Here is a 16,439-nt window from a genome sequence, read left to right on the forward strand (position 1 = left end):
GTCCGGGCGCAGGGGACAGCCGCGCGCCTCGACACGCAGCCTTCCAGACGCGCACCGGCGCCCGGTCCTCGGCCCGAAACGGCTCTTCGCCCATTCCAGTTGTCGCTCAAACGGAGTTCCGGGCCGCGGATTCACACTGATCCGAAGGCACGAGCGACACGCACCAGCCGGTTTCCTGGCTCACGGGTCATCGCCGCACCGACCGCCTTCCCGGAACCGAAGCCCCAGTGGCTGATGAGGCGGAAAACCCGTCTCGTCGTGGCCTGTGCGCTCACCGCTTACAGTTGCAGGGACAGCTGCGGCCTTGGGGCGAGCCCCGCACCGCATTCCCGTTCAAGCCCGAAGGCTCTGGCGCGCTATGTCGTCTTCGGACCGCGGCCCTTGGACGAGCGCCTTCTGTCGGACTTCCGCCGTCATGTCCAGCGCCCGGCCAAGCTCATCCCCCAGACATGGACAGACGGCGAAAACACCGACACAGACGCCATGCCTGCCTGAGACAGGCTTAAGGCAGGGAGGCCGCGCAGGCCGATGGATCGCCCGCTTGCGACAATCACCCCGGCGAAGGAGGCGCTGAACGCCTTCGGCCGCCCCCTGCCCCCGCCTGCGCCGCGCCCAGCGCGCTTCGCAGAGACGCTGGACGCGCTGGCCGCGCTGGACCCGCGCTTCATGCTGGCCGATCGCTGGAGCGGCGAGACAGACGACCGCTTCATCGCCTCTGAACTGACCGATGCGCAACTGGACCGGATGATCGCCCTGCGCGCCGCCGATCTGAAGACCGCCGACCTGAAGATCGCCGCCAATATGTGGTTCCAGTGGTATTGCTGCCGGATGACCGGCCCGGTGCTGGGCGGCTGGATGCTGCATGGCCGGGCGCCGGACGTCAGCGCCGACAACATCGCCTTTCGCATCGACGCCGAGGGACGACCGCAGTTCGCCGCCCTGATCCGCCCGCGTGTCTTCGCCCGCCCCGGCGACCGGGTCGAGGATCTGGCGCTGACGCCGACGGACGATCTGAAAGCCGCCATCGTCCGCACCCTGCTGGACGGACACCTGCTGCCTCTGGGCGAGCGGCTGAAGGCGCGCTATCGCCTCGGCGCGCCCATCGTTCGCGGCACGATCGCCTCGCAGATCGGGACGGTGACGACCCTCATCGACGCCCGGACCAGCCTGATGTGGGAGCAGACAGCCACGGCCCTGCTGGACCTTCTGGCGCTGGCGGCGCCGCAGATCGACGGGCTGGGCCGCAGCGGCGCCCCCATCTGCGTGCAGGGCGACGGGCGGACGGGAACATTTTATCGGCGCGGAACGTGCTGCCTCGTCTATCGCGCGCCTGACCGCAAGAAGTGCGGCATCTGCCCGCTGACCAGCGAGGCGGACCGCGCCGCCGTCTATGCCGAACGGCTGGCCGCGCGGCCGCAGACGCCGCCTATCCGGGCGTCCTGATTTCAAAGGCAGAGCCCTGCCCGGACCGGCTGTAGGCGACCGATCCGCCATGCGCCTCGGCCACCGCGCGCACCACGGACAGGCCAAGGCCGCTGCCGCCTTCCGATGATGAAGCGCGCTGGAACGGATCGAAGGCCGACACATTTAGGCCCGGAGGCAGTCCCGGTCCCGCATCCGTAACGATGATGCACACCGCGCCTACAACGGCTTGCGTCTCAATGATCAGCGGCCCCGGCGTGGCGTGAACGCGCGCGTTCTCGATCAGGGCCAGCACGGCCTGCCGCAATCGCACCGGATCACACACGGCGGGGGCAGGCTGCAGCCGCCATTCAGGCCTGAAGCCGGCGGCGATCAGGCCCGGCTCGACCGCCTGTTTCAGTTCGCCGATCACGCGGGCCAGATCGACCCTCTCGAACTGAAGATGCAGGCGTCCGCTGTCGGCCAGACTGACCACCCGCAGATCCTCGACCAGACGCGCCAGTCCGTCGACCTGTTTCAGCAGGCTGGTCAGGGTGGCCTCGTCCATGTCGAACACGCCGTCCCAGACGCCCTGAAGCCGCCCTTTCAGGATCGTGACGGGCGTGCGCAGTTCGTGCGCGATGGAGGCGTTCCACGCCACCATTCCCGCCGCCAGCCCTTCCAGCCGGGCGGCCATGGCGTTGAAATCCTCGACCAGATCAGCCGTCTCGCCGATGGTCTGATCCCCGGCGACGGCGCGGGCCGACAGGTCGCCGTCGGCGATGCGCCGCGCCGTCTCCGCCAGCGACGTCAGCGGCAGGACGATGCGCCGCGCCAGTTGCACCCCCGTCGCTACCGCCACCCCGACCGCGATCGCCACAGCGGCGGCGATCGCCAGATAGTCGATCGGCTGCGGCACCCATTCATCGGGCGGCGGCACAGCGTCCGGGTGGTTCTGGAACACCCACATATAGAGGGAGAAGGCGATCAGGGCCGCGATCGCCAGTCCGCTGAGCGTCACCAGCGCCATGCGCGCCGCGATCTTGCGGCTGAGGCTGGCGGTGCGCTTCACCCGTTCGGCTCCAGCCGGTAGCCGACGCCCCGCACATTGACCAGCACGCCCCCGGCGCCCGCCTCTTCCAGCTTGCGGCGCAGCTTGCTCAGATGGCTGTCGACGGTGCGGTCCATGACCTCGGCGCGGGCCGGACAGACCTCGGCCAGTTCGGCGCGGGTCAGCACCCGCATGGGCGAGGCCGCCAGACAGGCCAGCATACGGAACTCAGTCAGGGTCAGGGCCAGACGCTGCCGCCCCTCCGGCCCGACAAAATGCGCCAGATAGGCGTCCGGATCGACCTCCAGCGGGCCGACGCGCAGGATTTTGGCCGGACCGGCGCCGGTCCCGCGACGCAGGATGGCGTGGACGCGCGCCACCACCTCGACCGGATTGAACGGCTTGACCACATAGTCGTCGGCGCCGATGCGCAGGGCCTGAAGCTTGTCGATGTCCTGATCCAGCGCGGTGATCATGATGACCGGCGTCTCGCCCCGGCGGCGTAGTTCGCCCAACACGTCCCAGCCGTCGCGCCCCGGCATCCGCACGTCCAGCAGCACCAGATCAGGCTTGAGCGTGGCGTGCATTTCCGCCGCCGCCTCGCCGTCTGCGGCATGGACCGTGCGGAATCCTTCCTGCCGAAGATAGGCGCCCAGGATGTCGGCGATCTCGATTTCGTCTTCTGCGATCAGAACCAGCTGGCTCATGGCGTCTCCTCGCCCTGCCTTGCGCAGATCAACCGCGCCGCGTCCAGAGAAACCCGACCCGCGCGCGGCTGGGACCGCTCCAAATTCCAAACCCTCCCCGACGGCGACATCGGGGAGGGTCCGGTCATCCACATCTGCGCGCCTCGCATGGAGGCGGCGTTGGCTCAGTAACGAACCGTCGCTTCCAGACCGAAGGTGCGCGGCGTGTTGAAGTTGCCGTAGTCGCCGATGGTCGCCCGGTTCGACGGGTCGCGGCGATAGACATACTGCTCGTCCAACAGATTGCGCGACCACAGGGCCACCTCGATCAGAGGTCCGCCGTTGCGCGTCGGAATGTCGGTCAGCGCCAGACGGCCGTTGACGATGAAGGAGGAGTCGTTCTTCAGCTCGAACTGGTCGAAGGCCTGCGTCGCATCGGCGTAGTTGGCGTCGACGTGGGCCTTGAACGTCACGCCGAACAGCGGGGCCGTGTAGTCGGCGGCCAGGCTGAAGGCGTTCTTCGGCGTGAAGGCGATGAAGACCTGCTGGACCTGACCGCTGAACGGATTGCGCGTCGGCGGCACCTTGGTGTCCGTATAGGCATAGGAGGCCGACAGGGTCAGACCCTCCATGACCTGGGCCATGGCCTCCAGCTCGACGCCCTTGATCTTGGTCGTGCCGGGGGCGTTGATCGTCTCCAGCGTATTGCGCGTCGAGGCGCCGATAACCGTCACCAGGCTGAAGTCGATCTGACTGTCCTCGCGCTCCGAATAGAAGGCGGCGGCGTTCAGGCGCAGGCGGCGGTCCAGCCAGTCGCTCTTCAGGCCCAGTTCGTAGGACTCGATGTCCTCCGGCCCGAAGGAACGATAGGTCAGCGAGCGCGAACTGGCCCCGCCCGCGCGATAGCCGGTGGCGTATTTGGCGTAAACGTTGACGTCGGGGTTCACGTCATAGGCCAAGGTCACCATCGGATTGAACCGCTCGTTCTTCTCCTTGAAGGTGTAGTCGGTGGCGACGTTGTTGACCTTGGACAGGACGCCGGACTTGTCGTCCCAGGTGAAGCGGCCGCCGGCGGTGATGTGCAGGGCGTCGTTCAGCATGTCGGGGGTCCAGGTCGCCTGACCATAGATGGCCTTGGACTCCGATTCAGCGCGGCTCTCGCGGTCGATCGAGCGGAAGCCCCGGATCGTCGGCGTCGGGTCCAGAATGGTGTAGCCCGTGCCGTCGGCGTTCCACTTGTTGGTCGAGGGCGTCGACGCATCGTCCCAGGCGGTTTCCTTGAAGTAGTAGAGGCCCCCGACATAGTCGATGCGATCGCCGATCGAGCCGACCGCCTGGAACTCCTGGCTGAACTGGTGCTGCCACAGACCGGCCAGGGAATAGCGGCTGAAGTTGGCGTTCGGGCCGACCACAGGCGGGCGGTGCGCCCCGGCGATGTTGTCATACTGTTCGACGTCCACCTCGCGGTAGGCGGTGATGGAGCGCAGCTCGACGCTGTCGTTCGGACGCCACGACAGGTGCAGGTCGACGCCGCGCGTGTCGTCGGTGCTCCATTGCTGGGGCACGCCGATGTCGGCCGTGCGCATGACGCTGTCGCCGTTGACCTCGACGATCGGGGCCAGGTCGCGGATGCTGCCCGACGGAATGCTGGTCGAGTTCCACGGCACGACCTTCAGCCCGTTCGGATTGAAGTTCAGCAGCTGGCTGTAGAAGGGGGTGTTCTTGTCCTTGCCGACGTCGACGGCCAGGTCGGCGGTGAAGCGGTCGTTCGGGGTCCAGCGCACCTGACCGCGCAGGCCGCGACGGTCATAGGCGCCGAAGCCTTCCTCGCCCGGCAGCGGGTTCTTGGTGACCGGCCCCTGGGCCATGATGACCCCGTCCATCTTGAAGGCGAAATCGCCGATGGCGCCGAAGTCGACGTGCAGTTGGCTGTTGTAGGAGTCCAGATTGCCGATCCCGGCGGTCGCCCTCATGCCGAACTGGCCCGACGGCTTGCGGGTCACCAGCGACAGGGCGCCGCCCTCGGTGTTGCGGCCGAACAGCGTGCCCTGCGGCCCCTTCAGCACCTCGATGCGTTCGACATCCAGCAGGGCCGCGCCCAGACCGTGCTGACGGCCCAGATAGACGCCGTCGACATAGACGCCGACGCCCTGTTCGCGGGCGGGCTGGTTGGCGTCGTTCGGCACAATGCCGCGGATGCCGATGGTCAGGGCGGACTGACGCGCCTCAAAGGTGGCGATGCGCAGGCCCGGCACGGCGCCGTCGGCCAGATCCATCAGGCTCTGGACGTGGCGGTTCTCCAGCGCCTCGCTGCTCATGACCGAGATGGCGATGGGCGTGTCCTGAAGGTTCGTCTCGCGCTTGGTGGCGGTGACGATGACGTCCTGAAGGGACGTGACGTCCGGCCCGGAAACGCCTGCGGGCGCGGGCGGATCGATCTCCGCGTCGTTGGTCGCGGCAAAGGCCGAAACGGGCGCAGCGATCATCGCTGTCCCAAGCAGAAGCGCACTCTTGATGTTATGGCGGCGGCGCATGAACAGTCCCCTCGTTGAGAAGACTGCTTCTATGATGCGTTTATATTGCCCGTTTTAATGTCCGGCTACAGTCCAATGTAGGTTTTGCGCCACGCCATTATTGCAACCTGCAATCAGGCTGATGACAGCCTGCAATCAATCTCCACAATTGGCCGCAACCGATCACACCGCCGGTTCGCAGGACACCACATAGTCCGCACCGTGCCTCAGTCCGCCCCGCGCCTCGCACAGATCCAGCCCCCGGCGTCGGACCTCGGCGATCGTGTCCGCTAGCCGATCCGCCAGCGCGCGGTCGGCCAGCTTCGGCAGGCGGCGCAGCGTCATGTCCAACTGGCCATTCACCCATTTGGCCTTGTAGCGGTTGGGGAAACGCCGCGCCGACAACACCGTGAAACCCGCTGTCGCCAGGGCGTTCAGCGTCCACTCCGCCGGATATTCACGATAAGGCCCCTCATCCGCCAGCAGCAGCACTGCATCGCGCAGGCGGCCGATCTCGCGCACGATCCGCGCCTCGTCCGTCTCGGCCGGGCCGACGATGTAGGGGTCCAGTCCGACGACATAGAGCCTGCGCCCCGTCAGCGGCCGCAACCGGCGCAGCATGGTCTGTTGGAAATAGGGGGAAAACCCCTCGACCGCCCCGATCAGATAGTCCGCCAGCACCGTGTCATAGACCTCGCCATCCAGCAGGGCCGGGTCGGTCCAATTGCCCAGCAGAAGCCGGTCCTGCGGACGGAACCGGTCCCCCACCGCATCGCGCACCTGGGCGGCGTGACCGGCCGCCGCCGTCACCCCGGTCCATGAGGTCGTCGGCAGGGCCATGCTCCAGACGCTGCTGTTGACGCCCGTGCCCGCATCCAGAAACCGCCCCCAGGGCGCCGCCCCCTGCAGGGCCTCTACATGGTCGAAAAGACTCATCCGTCGCAAATCTCCATCATGCGACCCGCGTCCGGCGCACCAGCTGGACGTGAAGATCATATCCCATGGCGTGCGCCAGTCGCGCCGCCGCCTTCAGCGTCATCCGCTCACGATCCCGCAGCCACAGACAGACCTGTCCGCGCGGCACGCCCAGACGGCGCGCCAGATCCGACTGCGTCAGCCCCAGAGCGGTCGCCTCCGCGTCGCCCTGCCGTGCGAACGCCTGACCGATCATCAGCCAGACCTCATGCTGCACCCGTTCCGCCGCGAGGGCGGCGTCCTCCCCTTTCATCGACCTCTCCGTCCTTATCCGCTTGATGAATGTTATGATATAACATAATAGCGACTTTCTTCATGAACGGGGAGCGCCATGCACTCAAGATCAATCCTGCTCGCGGCGGTGAGTTTTTCAGCCATTTCCACGGCCGCCACGGCGGCGACCCTGCCGCAGTCAGGCCCGGCCACGACCCGTGTGGACGACGTTGTTGTGACCGCCGACGTTCTGGGCCGTTCCAGCAAGGAGGTGGTGTCGAACGTCGCCGTCCTGCGCGGCGATGAACTGGTCCAGCGCCGCCAGTCGACGCTGGGCGAGACGCTGAACGGCCTGCCGGGCGTCAACTCCGACCCCTTCGGCGGCGGGGCCAGCCGCCCGGTCGTACGCGGCCAGACCGCCCCCCGCGTCAAGGTGCTCAGCGACGGCTCGGCCCTGATGGACGCCTCCGAGGTGTCGCCCGACCACGCCGTTTCGGGCGAGCCCCTGCTGCTGGAAGGCATCGAGATCCTGCGCGGTCCGTCGGCCCTGCTGTATGGCGGCGGCGCCATCGGCGGCGCGGTCAATCTGATCGACAAGAAGATCCCCACGCGCATCCCTGAAAACGGCGGCGAGGGCGTGGCCGAGTTCCGCCTCGGCACGGCCGACAATGAGAAGTCGGGCGTCGTCGGCCTGACGGCGGGCGCCGGACAGTTCGCCATCCGCGTCGAGGCGGCCAAGCGCAGCACCGACGACTATGAGGTGCCCGATTTCGACAAGGCGACGCTGGACGGTTCGTTCAACCGCACCTCGACCGCGACCCTGGGCCTGTCATGGATCGGCTCGCGCGGCTATCTGGGCGCCGCCTATACCGAACAGCGCAGCGAATACGGCCTGCCCGGCCACACCCATGAATATGAGTCCTGCCACCCGCACGGCTCCAGCCTGCACTGCGGCGGCCACGACCACGGCGGCGACGATCACGACCATGATCACGGGCACGACCATGACCACGATCACGACCATGTCCCCACGGTCGACCTGATCAGCAAGCGCGTCGACGTGCGCGGCGAGCTTCAGGATCCCTTCGCCGGGATCGAACGCATCCGCTTCCGCGGCGGCTTCACCGATTATCGCCACGACGAGATCGACGCCGGCGTCGTCTCCACCACCTTCACGAACAAGGGCCACGACGCCCGGATCGAGGTCCAGCACGCCCCCATCGCCGGCGTGCGCGGCGTGGTCGGCGCCCAGACCTCGCGCAGCGACTTCGCCGCCGTCGGCGTGGAATCCTTCATCCCCGAAAGCCGCACCGAAAACCACGCCCTGTTCGTGGTCGAGGAATACGTCACCGGCGACTGGCGCATGGAAGGCGCCATCCGTCAGGAATGGCAGGACGGCCGCGCCATGGGCCGACCCGACACCAGCCACAAGCCCTTCTCCATCTCGGGCGCGGCCAACTGGACCTTTACGCCCGGCTATGTCGCCACCCTATCGGTCGCGCGCTCGCAACGCGCCCCGACCGCGCAGGAGATGTATTCGCGCGGCGTCCACCTGGCCACCAACACCTATGAGATCGGCGACGCCAAGCTGGACGTCGAAACCGCCGTCTCGATCGAACTGGGCCTGAAGAAGACGGAAGGCGCGACCACCTTCGGCGCCAGCCTGTATCACTATGACTACGACGGCTACATCTACGCCCGGACGCTGGACCAGTTCGAGGACTTCCGCCTGATCCAGTACACCCAGGCCGACGCCCGCTTCTCCGGCATCGAGGCCCAGGTCAGCCACGAGTTCCGGCCCGGCCTGTCCGCCACCGCCTTCGGCGACTATGTCCGCGCCGAACTGAAGGGCGACGGCGGCGACCTGCCTCGCATTCCGGCGGGCCGTCTGGGCGCGCGCGGCGACTTCTATCAGGGGCCGTGGTCCGGCAATCTGGAATACGTCCACGTCTTTGAACAGGACCGCATCGCCGCCTTCGAGCGCAAGACGCCGGGCTACAACATGGTCAATGCGACCCTCGCCTATGATGTCCCGACCATCGCCGACATCAACGGCCAGATCTTCGTGCGCGGCACCAATCTGCTGGATGAAAAGGCGATGAACCACGCCTCCTTCATCGGCCACCTGGCGCCGCTGCGTGGTCGCAACGTCGTGGTGGGCTTCCGCGCCCGCTTCTGACCCTTCCCCCCTCCTCCCCCGCCTGGCCGCGGCGTCGTCATGACGTCGCGGCCGACTTTTCCTCCCGAAAGGACCGCCCATGACCGCCCGCACCCAAACCTGGGGTGATTTCGCTGCAATCGGCCTGTCCTGCCTGTGCATGGTCCACTGTCTGGCCCTGCCCGTGGCCGCCAGCCTGCTGCCGTTGTTCGGGACATTCGCCGAGGCGCCGTGGGTTCACTGGGTCTTCGCCGCGACCGCCGCCCCCATCGCCGCCTGGACCCTGACACGACCCGACGCGCACGGCCGCCGCGCCTGGCCGCTGATCGCCCTTGGCGCCACCGGCGTCGCCCTGCTGTTCCTGGCCGCCGCCGAATGGCCCAGCCACGAACTGGAAACGCCCATCACCGTGTCTGGCGGCCTGATGCTGGCGGTCGCCCACCTGCTGAACTGGCGCTGCAGGCCGCACAATCACTGACGAAAGCCAGGCGTCCGCGGGCATGCCTGTACCGACGGACAAGTGCAAACGTGCTGAAAGGGCGTCCGGCGAGATTCGGGATTGAGACGCCTGCGCCCATACTGTAAGCACCGCCATCCGGCCCCCGCGCCATACACGCACCCGTAGCTCAGCTGGATAGAGTGCTGCCCTCCGAAGGCAGAGGTCACAGGTTCGAATCCTGTCGGGTGCGCCATTCTCGAACAGAAGAGAGAACTTGAGGCGGCATCAAGCCGCTCGGTTCTCCAGCAAAGCGGGCCAGCGCGTCCTTGGAGCTGCGAATGCCGATGTCTTCGTCAGTCACGGCCACCTCGCCGATCAGCATCCGGGCGTAGTCTTTCCGTAGATCGATGGGGCCGTCGTGAAGCTGCTCCCGCAGCAGAACAGCGGCGCGTCTCACCTTGTCATCGGTCAGGACCGGTGCCGCCGAAGCCGAAAAGTCCTCATCCCCCTGACAAGGCCCTCTACCGAACCCGGCACAAGATCGAGAACCTCTTCGCCCGCCTCAAGGACTGGCGCCGCATCGCAACACGATACGACCGATGCGCCCCACCTTCATCGCCATAATCATGATCTTCTGGATCAATGAGTCCTGAACCTAGTGCGCCAGCATCAGCGCCACGGGGGCTTCGTTCAACAAGGTCTGGGTCACGCCGCCGAAGATCCACTGGCGCATACGGGCATGGCCCCAGGCACCCGCTACGATCAGTCCCGCCTGCATTTCTGTCGCGCAGTCGATCAGGCGTCTGCCGCCTGAACGGTCGTCGTGGGGGCGGGCGTCAGGCTCGGCGGCGACGCCATGCCCGGCCAGCCAGCGCACGACATCCTGCGTCCGCAGACGGGCGCCGTCCGTATCCTCCGGATCGCACAACTCGACCACCCGGACTCCATCGGCCCGCTTGAGCAGGGGCAGGGCCGCCTGCGCCGCCAGTCGGCTCTCGCGCGTGTCGGACCAGGCCAGCAAGGCCGGACCATCCACCATCGACCGGATCGGATCAGGCGGCAGAACCACCACCGGCCGACCTGCACGCATGGCCAGATCCGCCGGGTTCGGGCAGCGCCAGGCGCTGGCCCCGCCCGCGTCGCGTCCGACCAGGGCCGCGTCCGCCGCCCGTAGATGGCGCAGGGTCAGGCCGGTCGGATCGCCGACATCGTCGCGCCATTCCCCTTCGACGCCCGCCGCTTCGACGGCGCCGCGAAAGCGCTGCTCGGCGGATTTGAGCGTGGTTTCACTGCGCGCCTGCTGGGCCGCCATCACCTCGCCCAGCAATATGCCCGCGCCATAGGCGTCGGCGACGGGCGTTTCAGGCGCGCAGCCCGATACGCCGATCAGGCGCGCGTCATGCGCCTTGGCGAGGGCGCAGGCTTCGTTGAGGCGGGCGGGGTTGTCGGCTTCATCGTCGACATAGACGATCAGACTGGTCCACGGCATGGCGGCCTCCTGTTGAAGGATACGCACCATCAACGCGCCAAACGCCGTTCCGCGCCTTGAGCAGGATCAATTGGTCAGGATGACGCGTCCGTCCTCGACCCGATGCGGCACGCCCGCGCGGCGGAACAGGGCGGCGATTTCGGCGGCGGGGTCGGTCGCGCCCTGATCCAGCATCCGGCCGATGTCGGCGGCCAGCGACGGGTCGCCCGAGGTGCGGGTCAGGGCGTCCAGCCATTCGGCGCGGGTCAGCACGCCGTCCCGGCGGTTGGCGTCCAGCAGGGGGCGCAGGAAGCCGAACCAGTCGCCGCCGTCGCGTCGCTTCTGCGCGCCCTCGGCCGTCATGGCGAAGACGGCGCCGCAGGCGTAATAGGCGCGGTGCTCGCCGCGCTCGCCCGCCTCGGCCACGCCGCGCCCCTGGCTCAAGGTCACGCAGTCGTCGACTTCCTCCTGCAGGGCCTTGCGGTCGTCATAGGCCGGGTCCAGCGCCTTCAGCGCCCGCACCGCCATCAGGTCGGCCCCGCCCTCGGTGATCCAGGCGTCGCGCGCGAACTCGTAGCGCACGGTCTGTCCCAGCCAGAAGTGGGCGCTCTCATGGCCGATGAACCAGCGGGACACGCGCTCCATCTCCGCCGTCGGCCGGGTCACGCCGGTCCCCTCGAACGACATGACGATCAGGCCGGGCAGGACGCTGCCGCCCATGCTGGTCATCCGCTCGGTCGGGCCGTTCCACGACACCATGACCACCGGATTGTCGCCGCCCGAGCCGGGTCGCCCCAGGCGTTGCAGGTAGAACTGGCCCACGCGCGGGGCGAAGTCGCGGATCTTCTCGCCGATCCACGGCGGCAGATTGGGGTCCATGACGGTGGTCAGCCCCTCGCCCGGCGTCACCCGCGCCTGCCCCAGCAGGACATAGGACCGCTCGCCCTTCGTCGTCAGTTCGGCGTGGCGCTCGCCGTTGAACAGCACCGGGCCGTCCAGATCGCGCCAGGTCACGCGCGAGGGGCCGCCGTCCAGATTGACCCCGTTTAGGTCGGCCGGCATCGCCTCCGCCGCCTCGGGCGAGCCGAGGGCGAAGACGTCCATCTGCCGCGTCGGCAGGGCGACCGCGCCGTCCGAGAAGACCAGCGTCTTATATTCCGCCTCCAGCTCGACGGCCTTGGGCGCGACGCTGAAACGGACGTGGCGCGGCACGGGTCCGCCGTTCGTGCTGCGGATGATGTCGTAGTGGCCGCGTCGCTCCATCACCACGCCGGGCGTCTGGACCGTCCATTGTTGCGGGCGCCACGGCTGGCGCACCTCCGAGATCAGGGCGGAGTCCATGAAGGCCCAGACCACGGCGTCGCGGTTGAAATGATAGTCGACGGTCAGCCGTCCGCCCTCGCGCGTCACCGTCACCTGCGGCGCCGCCTCGACATTCCAGGGGGCGGGGGCCGGCATGGCGGCGCAGGCGGTCAGCAGGATGGCGGCTGCAACGGCCGCCGTGGACAGGATTTTCAGACGCACGCATGGCTCCCATGAGGAATGGCGCAGCTTAGGGCTCCCAAACGCCCCTCGTCACCTTACGGTTTCCTCAGCTTCATGCCCGTTCGAGGGCGCGTCCCGCCGCCGTCAGCGCCTCGCCCATCACCGCCTTCAGCCGGTCAGGGCCGAGAATGGTCGCCTGCTCGCCCCAGGTGAACAGGTGCCAGGCCAGTTCACGCATGCCCGAGGCGCGGAACCGCACCACGACCGATCCGTCGGCCTGATCCTCGATCGTCTGGGTCGGGTGCCAGCGCCAGCCGCGCGCCTCGTCGGCGCCCTCGGGCGCGATGCGGACGGCGACCTCTTCGATCTCGTCCTGATAGATGCCGAACGACTGGCTGGCGAAGGCGCCCAGGTCGAAATCTTCGGGCGGGCGCGCCGTGCCTTCGCCCGCCTCGACCGCGCTCATCCGGTCCAGACGAAAGGTCTGGATACGCCCGCTCTCGCGATCCGCCGCCACCAGATAGTTGGCCCGCCCGAACATCAGGCCGCACGGCGTCATGGTGCGGGTCCGCGCCTCGGCTCCCGGCCGGGCGTAGATAAAGTTCAGCGGCCGCTCGGCCAGCACCGCCCCGCGAATTTCAGCCAGCACCGTCTCGTCGGCGCTGGGGCGCGGCCCGGCCTGAACGGCGATGGTCTCGGCCCGGACCAGAGCCTCCAGATCCGGCGCCATGCGGTTGAGCGTGGTCGAGCGCATCGCCGCCTTCACCTTGCGCTCAAGGCTTTCCAGCGCCGCTGCCCGCGCCGGTTCGCCCGCCGCGCGCAGGGCCGCCGCCGCCTTGGTCAGCTCCAGCATCTCGGTCGCCGTCGGCGCCTGTTCAAAGGCCGAAAGCCCGCCGCGGATGCGCCAGCGCTTGGTCGGCGGGTCGGACACCTCCTCAACCTGCGGGAACAGCATCAGCACGGCGTCGCGCATCCGCTCGGCCGTGCGGCGCCCGACGTTCAGCTGGGCCGCCATCTCGTTCAGCGTCAGCCCCTCGGCGCTGGCCGCCATGCCGCGCGCCAGATCGATGACCATGGCCGCCTTGTCGTGCCGCAAATGACTTCTCCACAGAGATGCGTCCGAAACTGGCGTAATGCTGTCTCATATTCATCCTGTCAGCAAGAGGCGACGCCTTTCGCATCAGGAGTTTTCCCCATGGCCTTCGTCCGCACCCCCACCGTCCAGAAGCCCGCCCGCAAGACCTTCTCCGACCGCTACATGATCGTGCCGTGCGAGACCGAAAGCGATCTGGCCGTCATCTGGGACCGTCAGGAGGAACAGGTGGTGGACGTCATCAGCGCCTCGACCAGCCGCTACACCAACGAAGACGCCCTGTGGGACGAGTTCCACACGCCGCCGTTCAACGCCCGCTCTGACTGGCAGGCGGCGGCGTAAGTCTCTCCCATCGGGAGAGGGAACTCTCCACTCGGTGCTGCGTTGGCAAGCGTAACTGCAACGCTTGCTCAGGGGAGCTGAACTCATGACCTCGTCGAACGCCGCGCCTTCGGTGGAAGGCTTCATCAAATCCGCTTTGCACCGCTCGTGGTGGTTGCTGCTGTTGCGCGGCGTCGCCGCCGTCGCCTTCGGCGTGCTGACCTTCATCTGGCCGCAGATCAGCCTGCTGACGCTGATCATGGTCTATGGAATCTATGCCTTCGGGGACGGGATTCTGGCGCTGGTCGCCGCCATCCGGGGCGGCGGCATGGTTCCACGCTGGTGGCTGGCGCTGGCCGGGGTGATCAGCATCCTGACCGCCATCGTCGTCTTCGCCTGGCCGGACCTGACCGCGCTGGTGCTGGTCTATATGATCGGCTTCTGGTCGATCCTGCGCGGCGCGCTGGAGATCATCGGCGCCATCCGCCTGAGGAACGAAATCTCCAACGAATGGAGCCTGGGCGCCGCCGGCCTGCTGTCGGTGATCTTCGGCCTGATCCTGGTCTTCATGCCGGGCGCCGGGGCCATCGGCCTGCTGTGGCTGATCGCGACCTGGGCCGTGCTGTTCGGCCTGCTGCTGATCTGGGTCGCTTTCCGTCTGAAGAAGCTGGCCGCCCGGTAAGCAACAGGCGTCGGCGAGGGCTGCGGCCCTCGCTGATCAGCCGTTCAGATCTCAGTTTGCAGCGGCTTCGCGGGCCGCCACGCGGGCGCGGATTTCGCCGCGCATCCGCTCCAGTTCCGCGGCTTCGATCAGGCGGCCGCGCAGGATGACGGCCTGGGCGCCCCGCGTGGCGTTGACGTCCGCCAGCGGGTCGGCGTCCAGCACCAGCAGGTCCGCGGATTTGCCCGCCGCCACGGCGCCGTAACGCTGGCCCTGATTGAGGAAGCGCGGCCCGTCCACGACCGAGCCCATCAGCGCCTCACGCGGGGTCAGGCCCAGCTTCACATACAGCTCCAGCTCGTCGTGCAACGAAAAGCCCGGATAGTTGAACGAGTTGAGGAAGCCTGCGTCCGTCCCGGTCAGGATGGTCACGCCCGCATCGCGCAGCATGGGCAGGGTGCGCGCGGTGACGTCCTTGACGAAGTGGCGGTCCTCGACCTGCTGCGGCGTGGACTGGGCCGCGCGCTGGATGCGCCATTCATAGGTCGCGCGGATGCCCGGCCCGACATAGGCCTGTTCCGGGTCGTTTGAATGGTCGTCCAGATCCAGATTGGCCAGGGTGGTCGAGCCATAGAGGGTCGGCGACACCGCCGTGCCGAGCTCCCTCAGTCGCGCATAGACCCGCCGGGCCGTCTCGACGTCAAAGGTGTCGGCATAGCGCCGCATCGTCTCGGCATAGGTGTATTTGCCCGCCAGATAGTCGGCGGCGATGGCGGCCTCGTCGCGTGAGCCGGCCTTCATGGCGTAGTCGAGATGCTCGATCGACGACAGGCCCGCCTCGGCGGCCTCCAGCACGGTGATGCTGGCGGGGATATGGGCCGAGGTCTTCATGCCCCGCTTCTTCGCCTCGCGCACGGCGTAGAGGAAAAGCTCGGGCTTCAGCGTGTTGTCGGTGATCTTGACGAAGTCGACGCGCAGGGCCTGAAGCCGGTCCAGGGCGGCGTCGACATCGGCCTCGCTGCCGGTTTCGATCACGCCCTTCCAGACGGGAGCGATGCCCTCGATCTTGGGGCCGGAGGTGAAGATGCGCGGGGCGTCGGCCGTGGGCGGGGCGTCGCGCCAGTCCAGCACCTGCTGCGCCAGATCGCCCGCCGCGTCCCGCACGGCGACGACGCCGTTGACGACGAACAGGGGCATCAGCTCGGCGTTCTCCTCGATCAGGGCCTCGCCCCCGCCGAAGTGGACGTGCATGTCCCACAGCCCCGGCATGACATAGCGGTCGCCCACGTCCAGCGTCCGAGCGGCCTGATAGAGGGGGGCATCTCCCTCGGGCGCCACGGCCACGATGTCGCCGCCGCGCACGGCGATCAACTGATCCCGCGTCGACACGCCCTTCTCGACATCGACCACCGTGGCCGAGGTCAGCAGCAGGTCGACCGGCTGAACCGGCGTCTGGGCGGCGGCCAGAGGCGCCAGGGCGCAGGCGGACAAAAGGGCGGAGGCGGCGATCAGAAATGTGCGCATGAAACCGCTATAGGGCCTGCATCGTCAGCGGCAAGCGGATCAGGGATAGCGGCGTTTTGCGATTACGCAGGATCAAACGCTGTCAACAGGACTCCCGCCGATCCTGCCCGCTAGGCACCAGCCGCCGACAGCGCGCGTCCTGATCCAGCTGTCTGGCGGCACGGTGATCCACAGGCCGGATCCGGCGTCCACGGTTTCACGCCGGACGCCGGTTTCGGTGGCCATTTCGATCTCCAGCGGCGCGCCCATATAGGCGATCCACAGCTCCTCGGCTTCGGTCGCGCGCCAGTCGTGCGCGGCCTGCGGCGTCATCAGCCGATAGACGCCGGTCGCCACGTCGGCGGCCTGCGTCGGGTCCATACGCCGCCCCCAGACGCCCTCGGCCAAAGGCGCCAGCCCCAGGTTCTCGACGACCTCCTCGAGCGTGAAATCCGCTTCGCCTTCCATGTCG

The 16,439-nt window shown here is 67.9% G+C and carries 16 protein-coding genes, 1 tRNA gene, 1 pseudogene and 1 riboswitch; of the genes and pseudogenes, 7 read left to right on the forward strand and 11 right to left on the reverse strand.

The window, feature by feature from the left end:
• Window positions 1-148 precede the first annotated feature (148 nt).
• A riboswitch (cobalamin riboswitch) is annotated at window positions 149-368 on the reverse strand.
• Window positions 369-528: 160 nt separating this feature from the next.
• Window positions 529-1,443 (forward strand): IucA/IucC family C-terminal-domain containing protein, encoded by a 915-nt coding sequence (locus ABE454_RS12465; RefSeq protein WP_346532113.1) that lies wholly within the window; start codon window positions 529-531, stop codon window positions 1,441-1,443.
• Here ABE454_RS12465 and ABE454_RS12470 read toward each other — a convergent pair.
• The 5 genes from ABE454_RS12470 to ABE454_RS12490 all read right to left on the reverse strand — a co-directional run bounded on the left by ABE454_RS12470 (window position 1,427) and on the right by ABE454_RS12490 (window position 6,879).
• Entirely contained in the window at window positions 1,427-2,473 is a 1,047-nt protein-coding gene (locus ABE454_RS12470; protein ID WP_346532115.1) for an ATP-binding protein, read from the reverse strand. The genes ABE454_RS12465 and ABE454_RS12470 overlap by 17 nt on opposite strands.
• Window positions 2,470-3,159, reverse strand: a complete 690-nt coding sequence (locus ABE454_RS12475) for a response regulator (protein WP_346532116.1) — start codon at window positions 3,157-3,159, stop codon at window positions 2,470-2,472. The genes ABE454_RS12470 and ABE454_RS12475 overlap by 4 nt, the downstream gene beginning before the upstream one ends.
• Window positions 3,160-3,323: 164 nt before the next feature.
• The gene (locus ABE454_RS12480) at window positions 3,324-5,624 is read right to left on the reverse strand and encodes a TonB-dependent receptor (protein ID WP_346532118.1); all 2,301 of its coding nucleotides are present in this window, start codon (window positions 5,622-5,624) and stop codon (window positions 3,324-3,326) included.
• 210 nt (window positions 5,625-5,834) lie between these two features.
• Window positions 5,835-6,587 (reverse strand): hypothetical protein, encoded by a 753-nt coding sequence (locus ABE454_RS12485; RefSeq protein ID WP_346532120.1) that lies wholly within the window; start codon window positions 6,585-6,587, stop codon window positions 5,835-5,837.
• A gap of 16 nt (window positions 6,588-6,603) precedes the next feature.
• Window positions 6,604-6,879: a helix-turn-helix transcriptional regulator gene (locus ABE454_RS12490; protein WP_346532122.1), complete on the reverse strand. Its 276-nt coding sequence runs from the start codon at window positions 6,877-6,879 to the stop codon at window positions 6,604-6,606.
• A gap of 78 nt (window positions 6,880-6,957) precedes the next feature.
• On the opposite strand from ABE454_RS12490, the gene ABE454_RS12495 reads away from it, so the two are divergent.
• The 3 genes from ABE454_RS12495 (at window position 6,958) to ABE454_RS12505 (ending at window position 9,689) form a co-directional block, all read left to right on the forward strand.
• Window positions 6,958-9,018: a TonB-dependent receptor domain-containing protein gene (locus ABE454_RS12495; protein ID WP_346532124.1), complete on the forward strand. Its 2,061-nt coding sequence runs from the start codon at window positions 6,958-6,960 to the stop codon at window positions 9,016-9,018.
• A gap of 79 nt (window positions 9,019-9,097) precedes the next feature.
• Window positions 9,098-9,475, forward strand: coding sequence for a MerC domain-containing protein (locus tag ABE454_RS12500; protein WP_346532126.1), 378 nt, complete (start codon window positions 9,098-9,100; stop codon window positions 9,473-9,475).
• Between the two features lie 137 nt (window positions 9,476-9,612).
• A tRNA-Arg gene (locus ABE454_RS12505) sits at window positions 9,613-9,689 on the forward strand.
• Here ABE454_RS12505 and ABE454_RS12510 read toward each other — a convergent pair.
• The gene (locus ABE454_RS12510) at window positions 9,660-9,893 is read right to left on the reverse strand and encodes a hypothetical protein (protein WP_346532128.1); all 234 of its coding nucleotides are present in this window, start codon (window positions 9,891-9,893) and stop codon (window positions 9,660-9,662) included. The two genes, ABE454_RS12505 and ABE454_RS12510, sit on opposite strands and share 30 nt — an antisense overlap.
• Before the next feature lie 20 nt (window positions 9,894-9,913).
• Between ABE454_RS12510 and ABE454_RS12515 the strand changes: the two are divergent.
• Window positions 9,914-10,089: pseudogene (locus tag ABE454_RS12515) on the forward strand (transposase); the annotation flags it as partial.
• A gap of 2 nt (window positions 10,090-10,091) precedes the next feature.
• On the opposite strand, the gene ABE454_RS12520 reads toward ABE454_RS12515, so the two are convergent.
• From ABE454_RS12520 to ABE454_RS12530, 3 genes are all read right to left on the reverse strand, one after another.
• Window positions 10,092-10,955 (reverse strand): hypothetical protein, encoded by an 864-nt coding sequence (locus tag ABE454_RS12520; protein WP_346532129.1) that lies wholly within the window; start codon window positions 10,953-10,955, stop codon window positions 10,092-10,094.
• Between the two features lie 36 nt (window positions 10,956-10,991).
• A complete protein-coding gene (locus ABE454_RS12525) occupies window positions 10,992-12,428 on the reverse strand; it encodes a hypothetical protein (RefSeq protein ID WP_346532131.1) in 1,437 nt (478 codons plus the stop codon).
• 73 nt (window positions 12,429-12,501) lie between these two features.
• The gene (locus ABE454_RS12530; protein WP_430826292.1) at window positions 12,502-13,485 is read right to left on the reverse strand and encodes a helix-turn-helix transcriptional regulator; all 984 of its coding nucleotides are present in this window, start codon (window positions 13,483-13,485) and stop codon (window positions 12,502-12,504) included.
• Window positions 13,486-13,584: 99 nt separating this feature from the next.
• Between ABE454_RS12530 and ABE454_RS12535 the strand changes: the two genes are divergently transcribed.
• Together ABE454_RS12535 and ABE454_RS12540 are read left to right on the forward strand one after the other, a co-directional pair.
• Window positions 13,585-13,824: a hypothetical protein gene (locus ABE454_RS12535; RefSeq protein WP_346532133.1), complete on the forward strand. Its 240-nt coding sequence runs from the start codon at window positions 13,585-13,587 to the stop codon at window positions 13,822-13,824.
• An 85-nt stretch (window positions 13,825-13,909) separates the two neighbouring features.
• Complete coding sequence (locus ABE454_RS12540; RefSeq protein WP_346532135.1) at window positions 13,910-14,485, forward strand: HdeD family acid-resistance protein; 576 nt, start codon at window positions 13,910-13,912, stop codon at window positions 14,483-14,485.
• A 51-nt stretch (window positions 14,486-14,536) separates the two neighbouring features.
• Here ABE454_RS12540 and ABE454_RS12545 read toward each other — a convergent pair whose 3' ends face one another.
• A complete protein-coding gene (locus ABE454_RS12545; RefSeq protein WP_346532137.1) occupies window positions 14,537-15,988 on the reverse strand; it encodes an amidohydrolase family protein in 1,452 nt (483 codons plus the stop codon).
• Window positions 15,989-16,060: 72 nt separating this feature from the next.
• Window positions 16,061-16,435 carry a cupin domain-containing protein gene (locus ABE454_RS12550; RefSeq protein ID WP_346532139.1) on the reverse strand — a complete coding sequence of 125 codons (375 nt, stop codon included), beginning with the start codon at window positions 16,433-16,435 and terminating at the stop codon, window positions 16,061-16,063.
• Between the last annotated feature and the right edge of the window lie 4 nt (window positions 16,436-16,439).

The organism is Brevundimonas diminuta (assembly GCF_039673845.1).
GTDB lineage: Bacteria > Pseudomonadota > Alphaproteobacteria > Caulobacterales > Caulobacteraceae > Brevundimonas > Brevundimonas diminuta_E.

Bases quoted from the DNA above. Each gene is read 5' to 3' on its own strand.
- ABE454_RS12465 (WP_346532113.1), top strand. From the start codon at position 529: ATGGATCGCCCGCTTGCGACAATCACCCCGGCGAAGGAGGCGCTGAAC.
- ABE454_RS12475 (WP_346532116.1), bottom strand. From the start codon at position 3,159: ATGAGCCAGCTGGTTCTGATCGCAGAAGACGAAATCGAGATCGCCGAC.
- ABE454_RS12480 (WP_346532118.1), bottom strand. From the start codon at position 5,624: ATGATCGCTGCGCCCGTTTCGGCCTTTGCCGCGACCAACGACGCGGAG.
- ABE454_RS12485 (WP_346532120.1), bottom strand. From the start codon at position 6,587: ATGAGTCTTTTCGACCATGTAGAGGCCCTGCAGGGGGCGGCGCCCTGG.
- ABE454_RS12490 (WP_346532122.1), bottom strand. From the start codon at position 6,879: ATGAAAGGGGAGGACGCCGCCCTCGCGGCGGAACGGGTGCAGCATGAG.
- ABE454_RS12495 (WP_346532124.1), top strand. From the start codon at position 6,958: ATGCACTCAAGATCAATCCTGCTCGCGGCGGTGAGTTTTTCAGCCATT.
- ABE454_RS12500 (WP_346532126.1), top strand. From the start codon at position 9,098: ATGACCGCCCGCACCCAAACCTGGGGTGATTTCGCTGCAATCGGCCTG.
- ABE454_RS12520 (WP_346532129.1), bottom strand. From the start codon at position 10,955: ATGGTGCGTATCCTTCAACAGGAGGCCGCCATGCCGTGGACCAGTCTG.
- ABE454_RS12535 (WP_346532133.1), top strand. From the start codon at position 13,585: ATGGCCTTCGTCCGCACCCCCACCGTCCAGAAGCCCGCCCGCAAGACC.
- ABE454_RS12540 (WP_346532135.1), top strand. From the start codon at position 13,910: ATGACCTCGTCGAACGCCGCGCCTTCGGTGGAAGGCTTCATCAAATCC.
- ABE454_RS12545 (WP_346532137.1), bottom strand. From the start codon at position 15,988: ATGCGCACATTTCTGATCGCCGCCTCCGCCCTTTTGTCCGCCTGCGCC.
- ABE454_RS12550 (WP_346532139.1), bottom strand. From the start codon at position 16,435: ATGGAAGGCGAAGCGGATTTCACGCTCGAGGAGGTCGTCGAGAACCTG.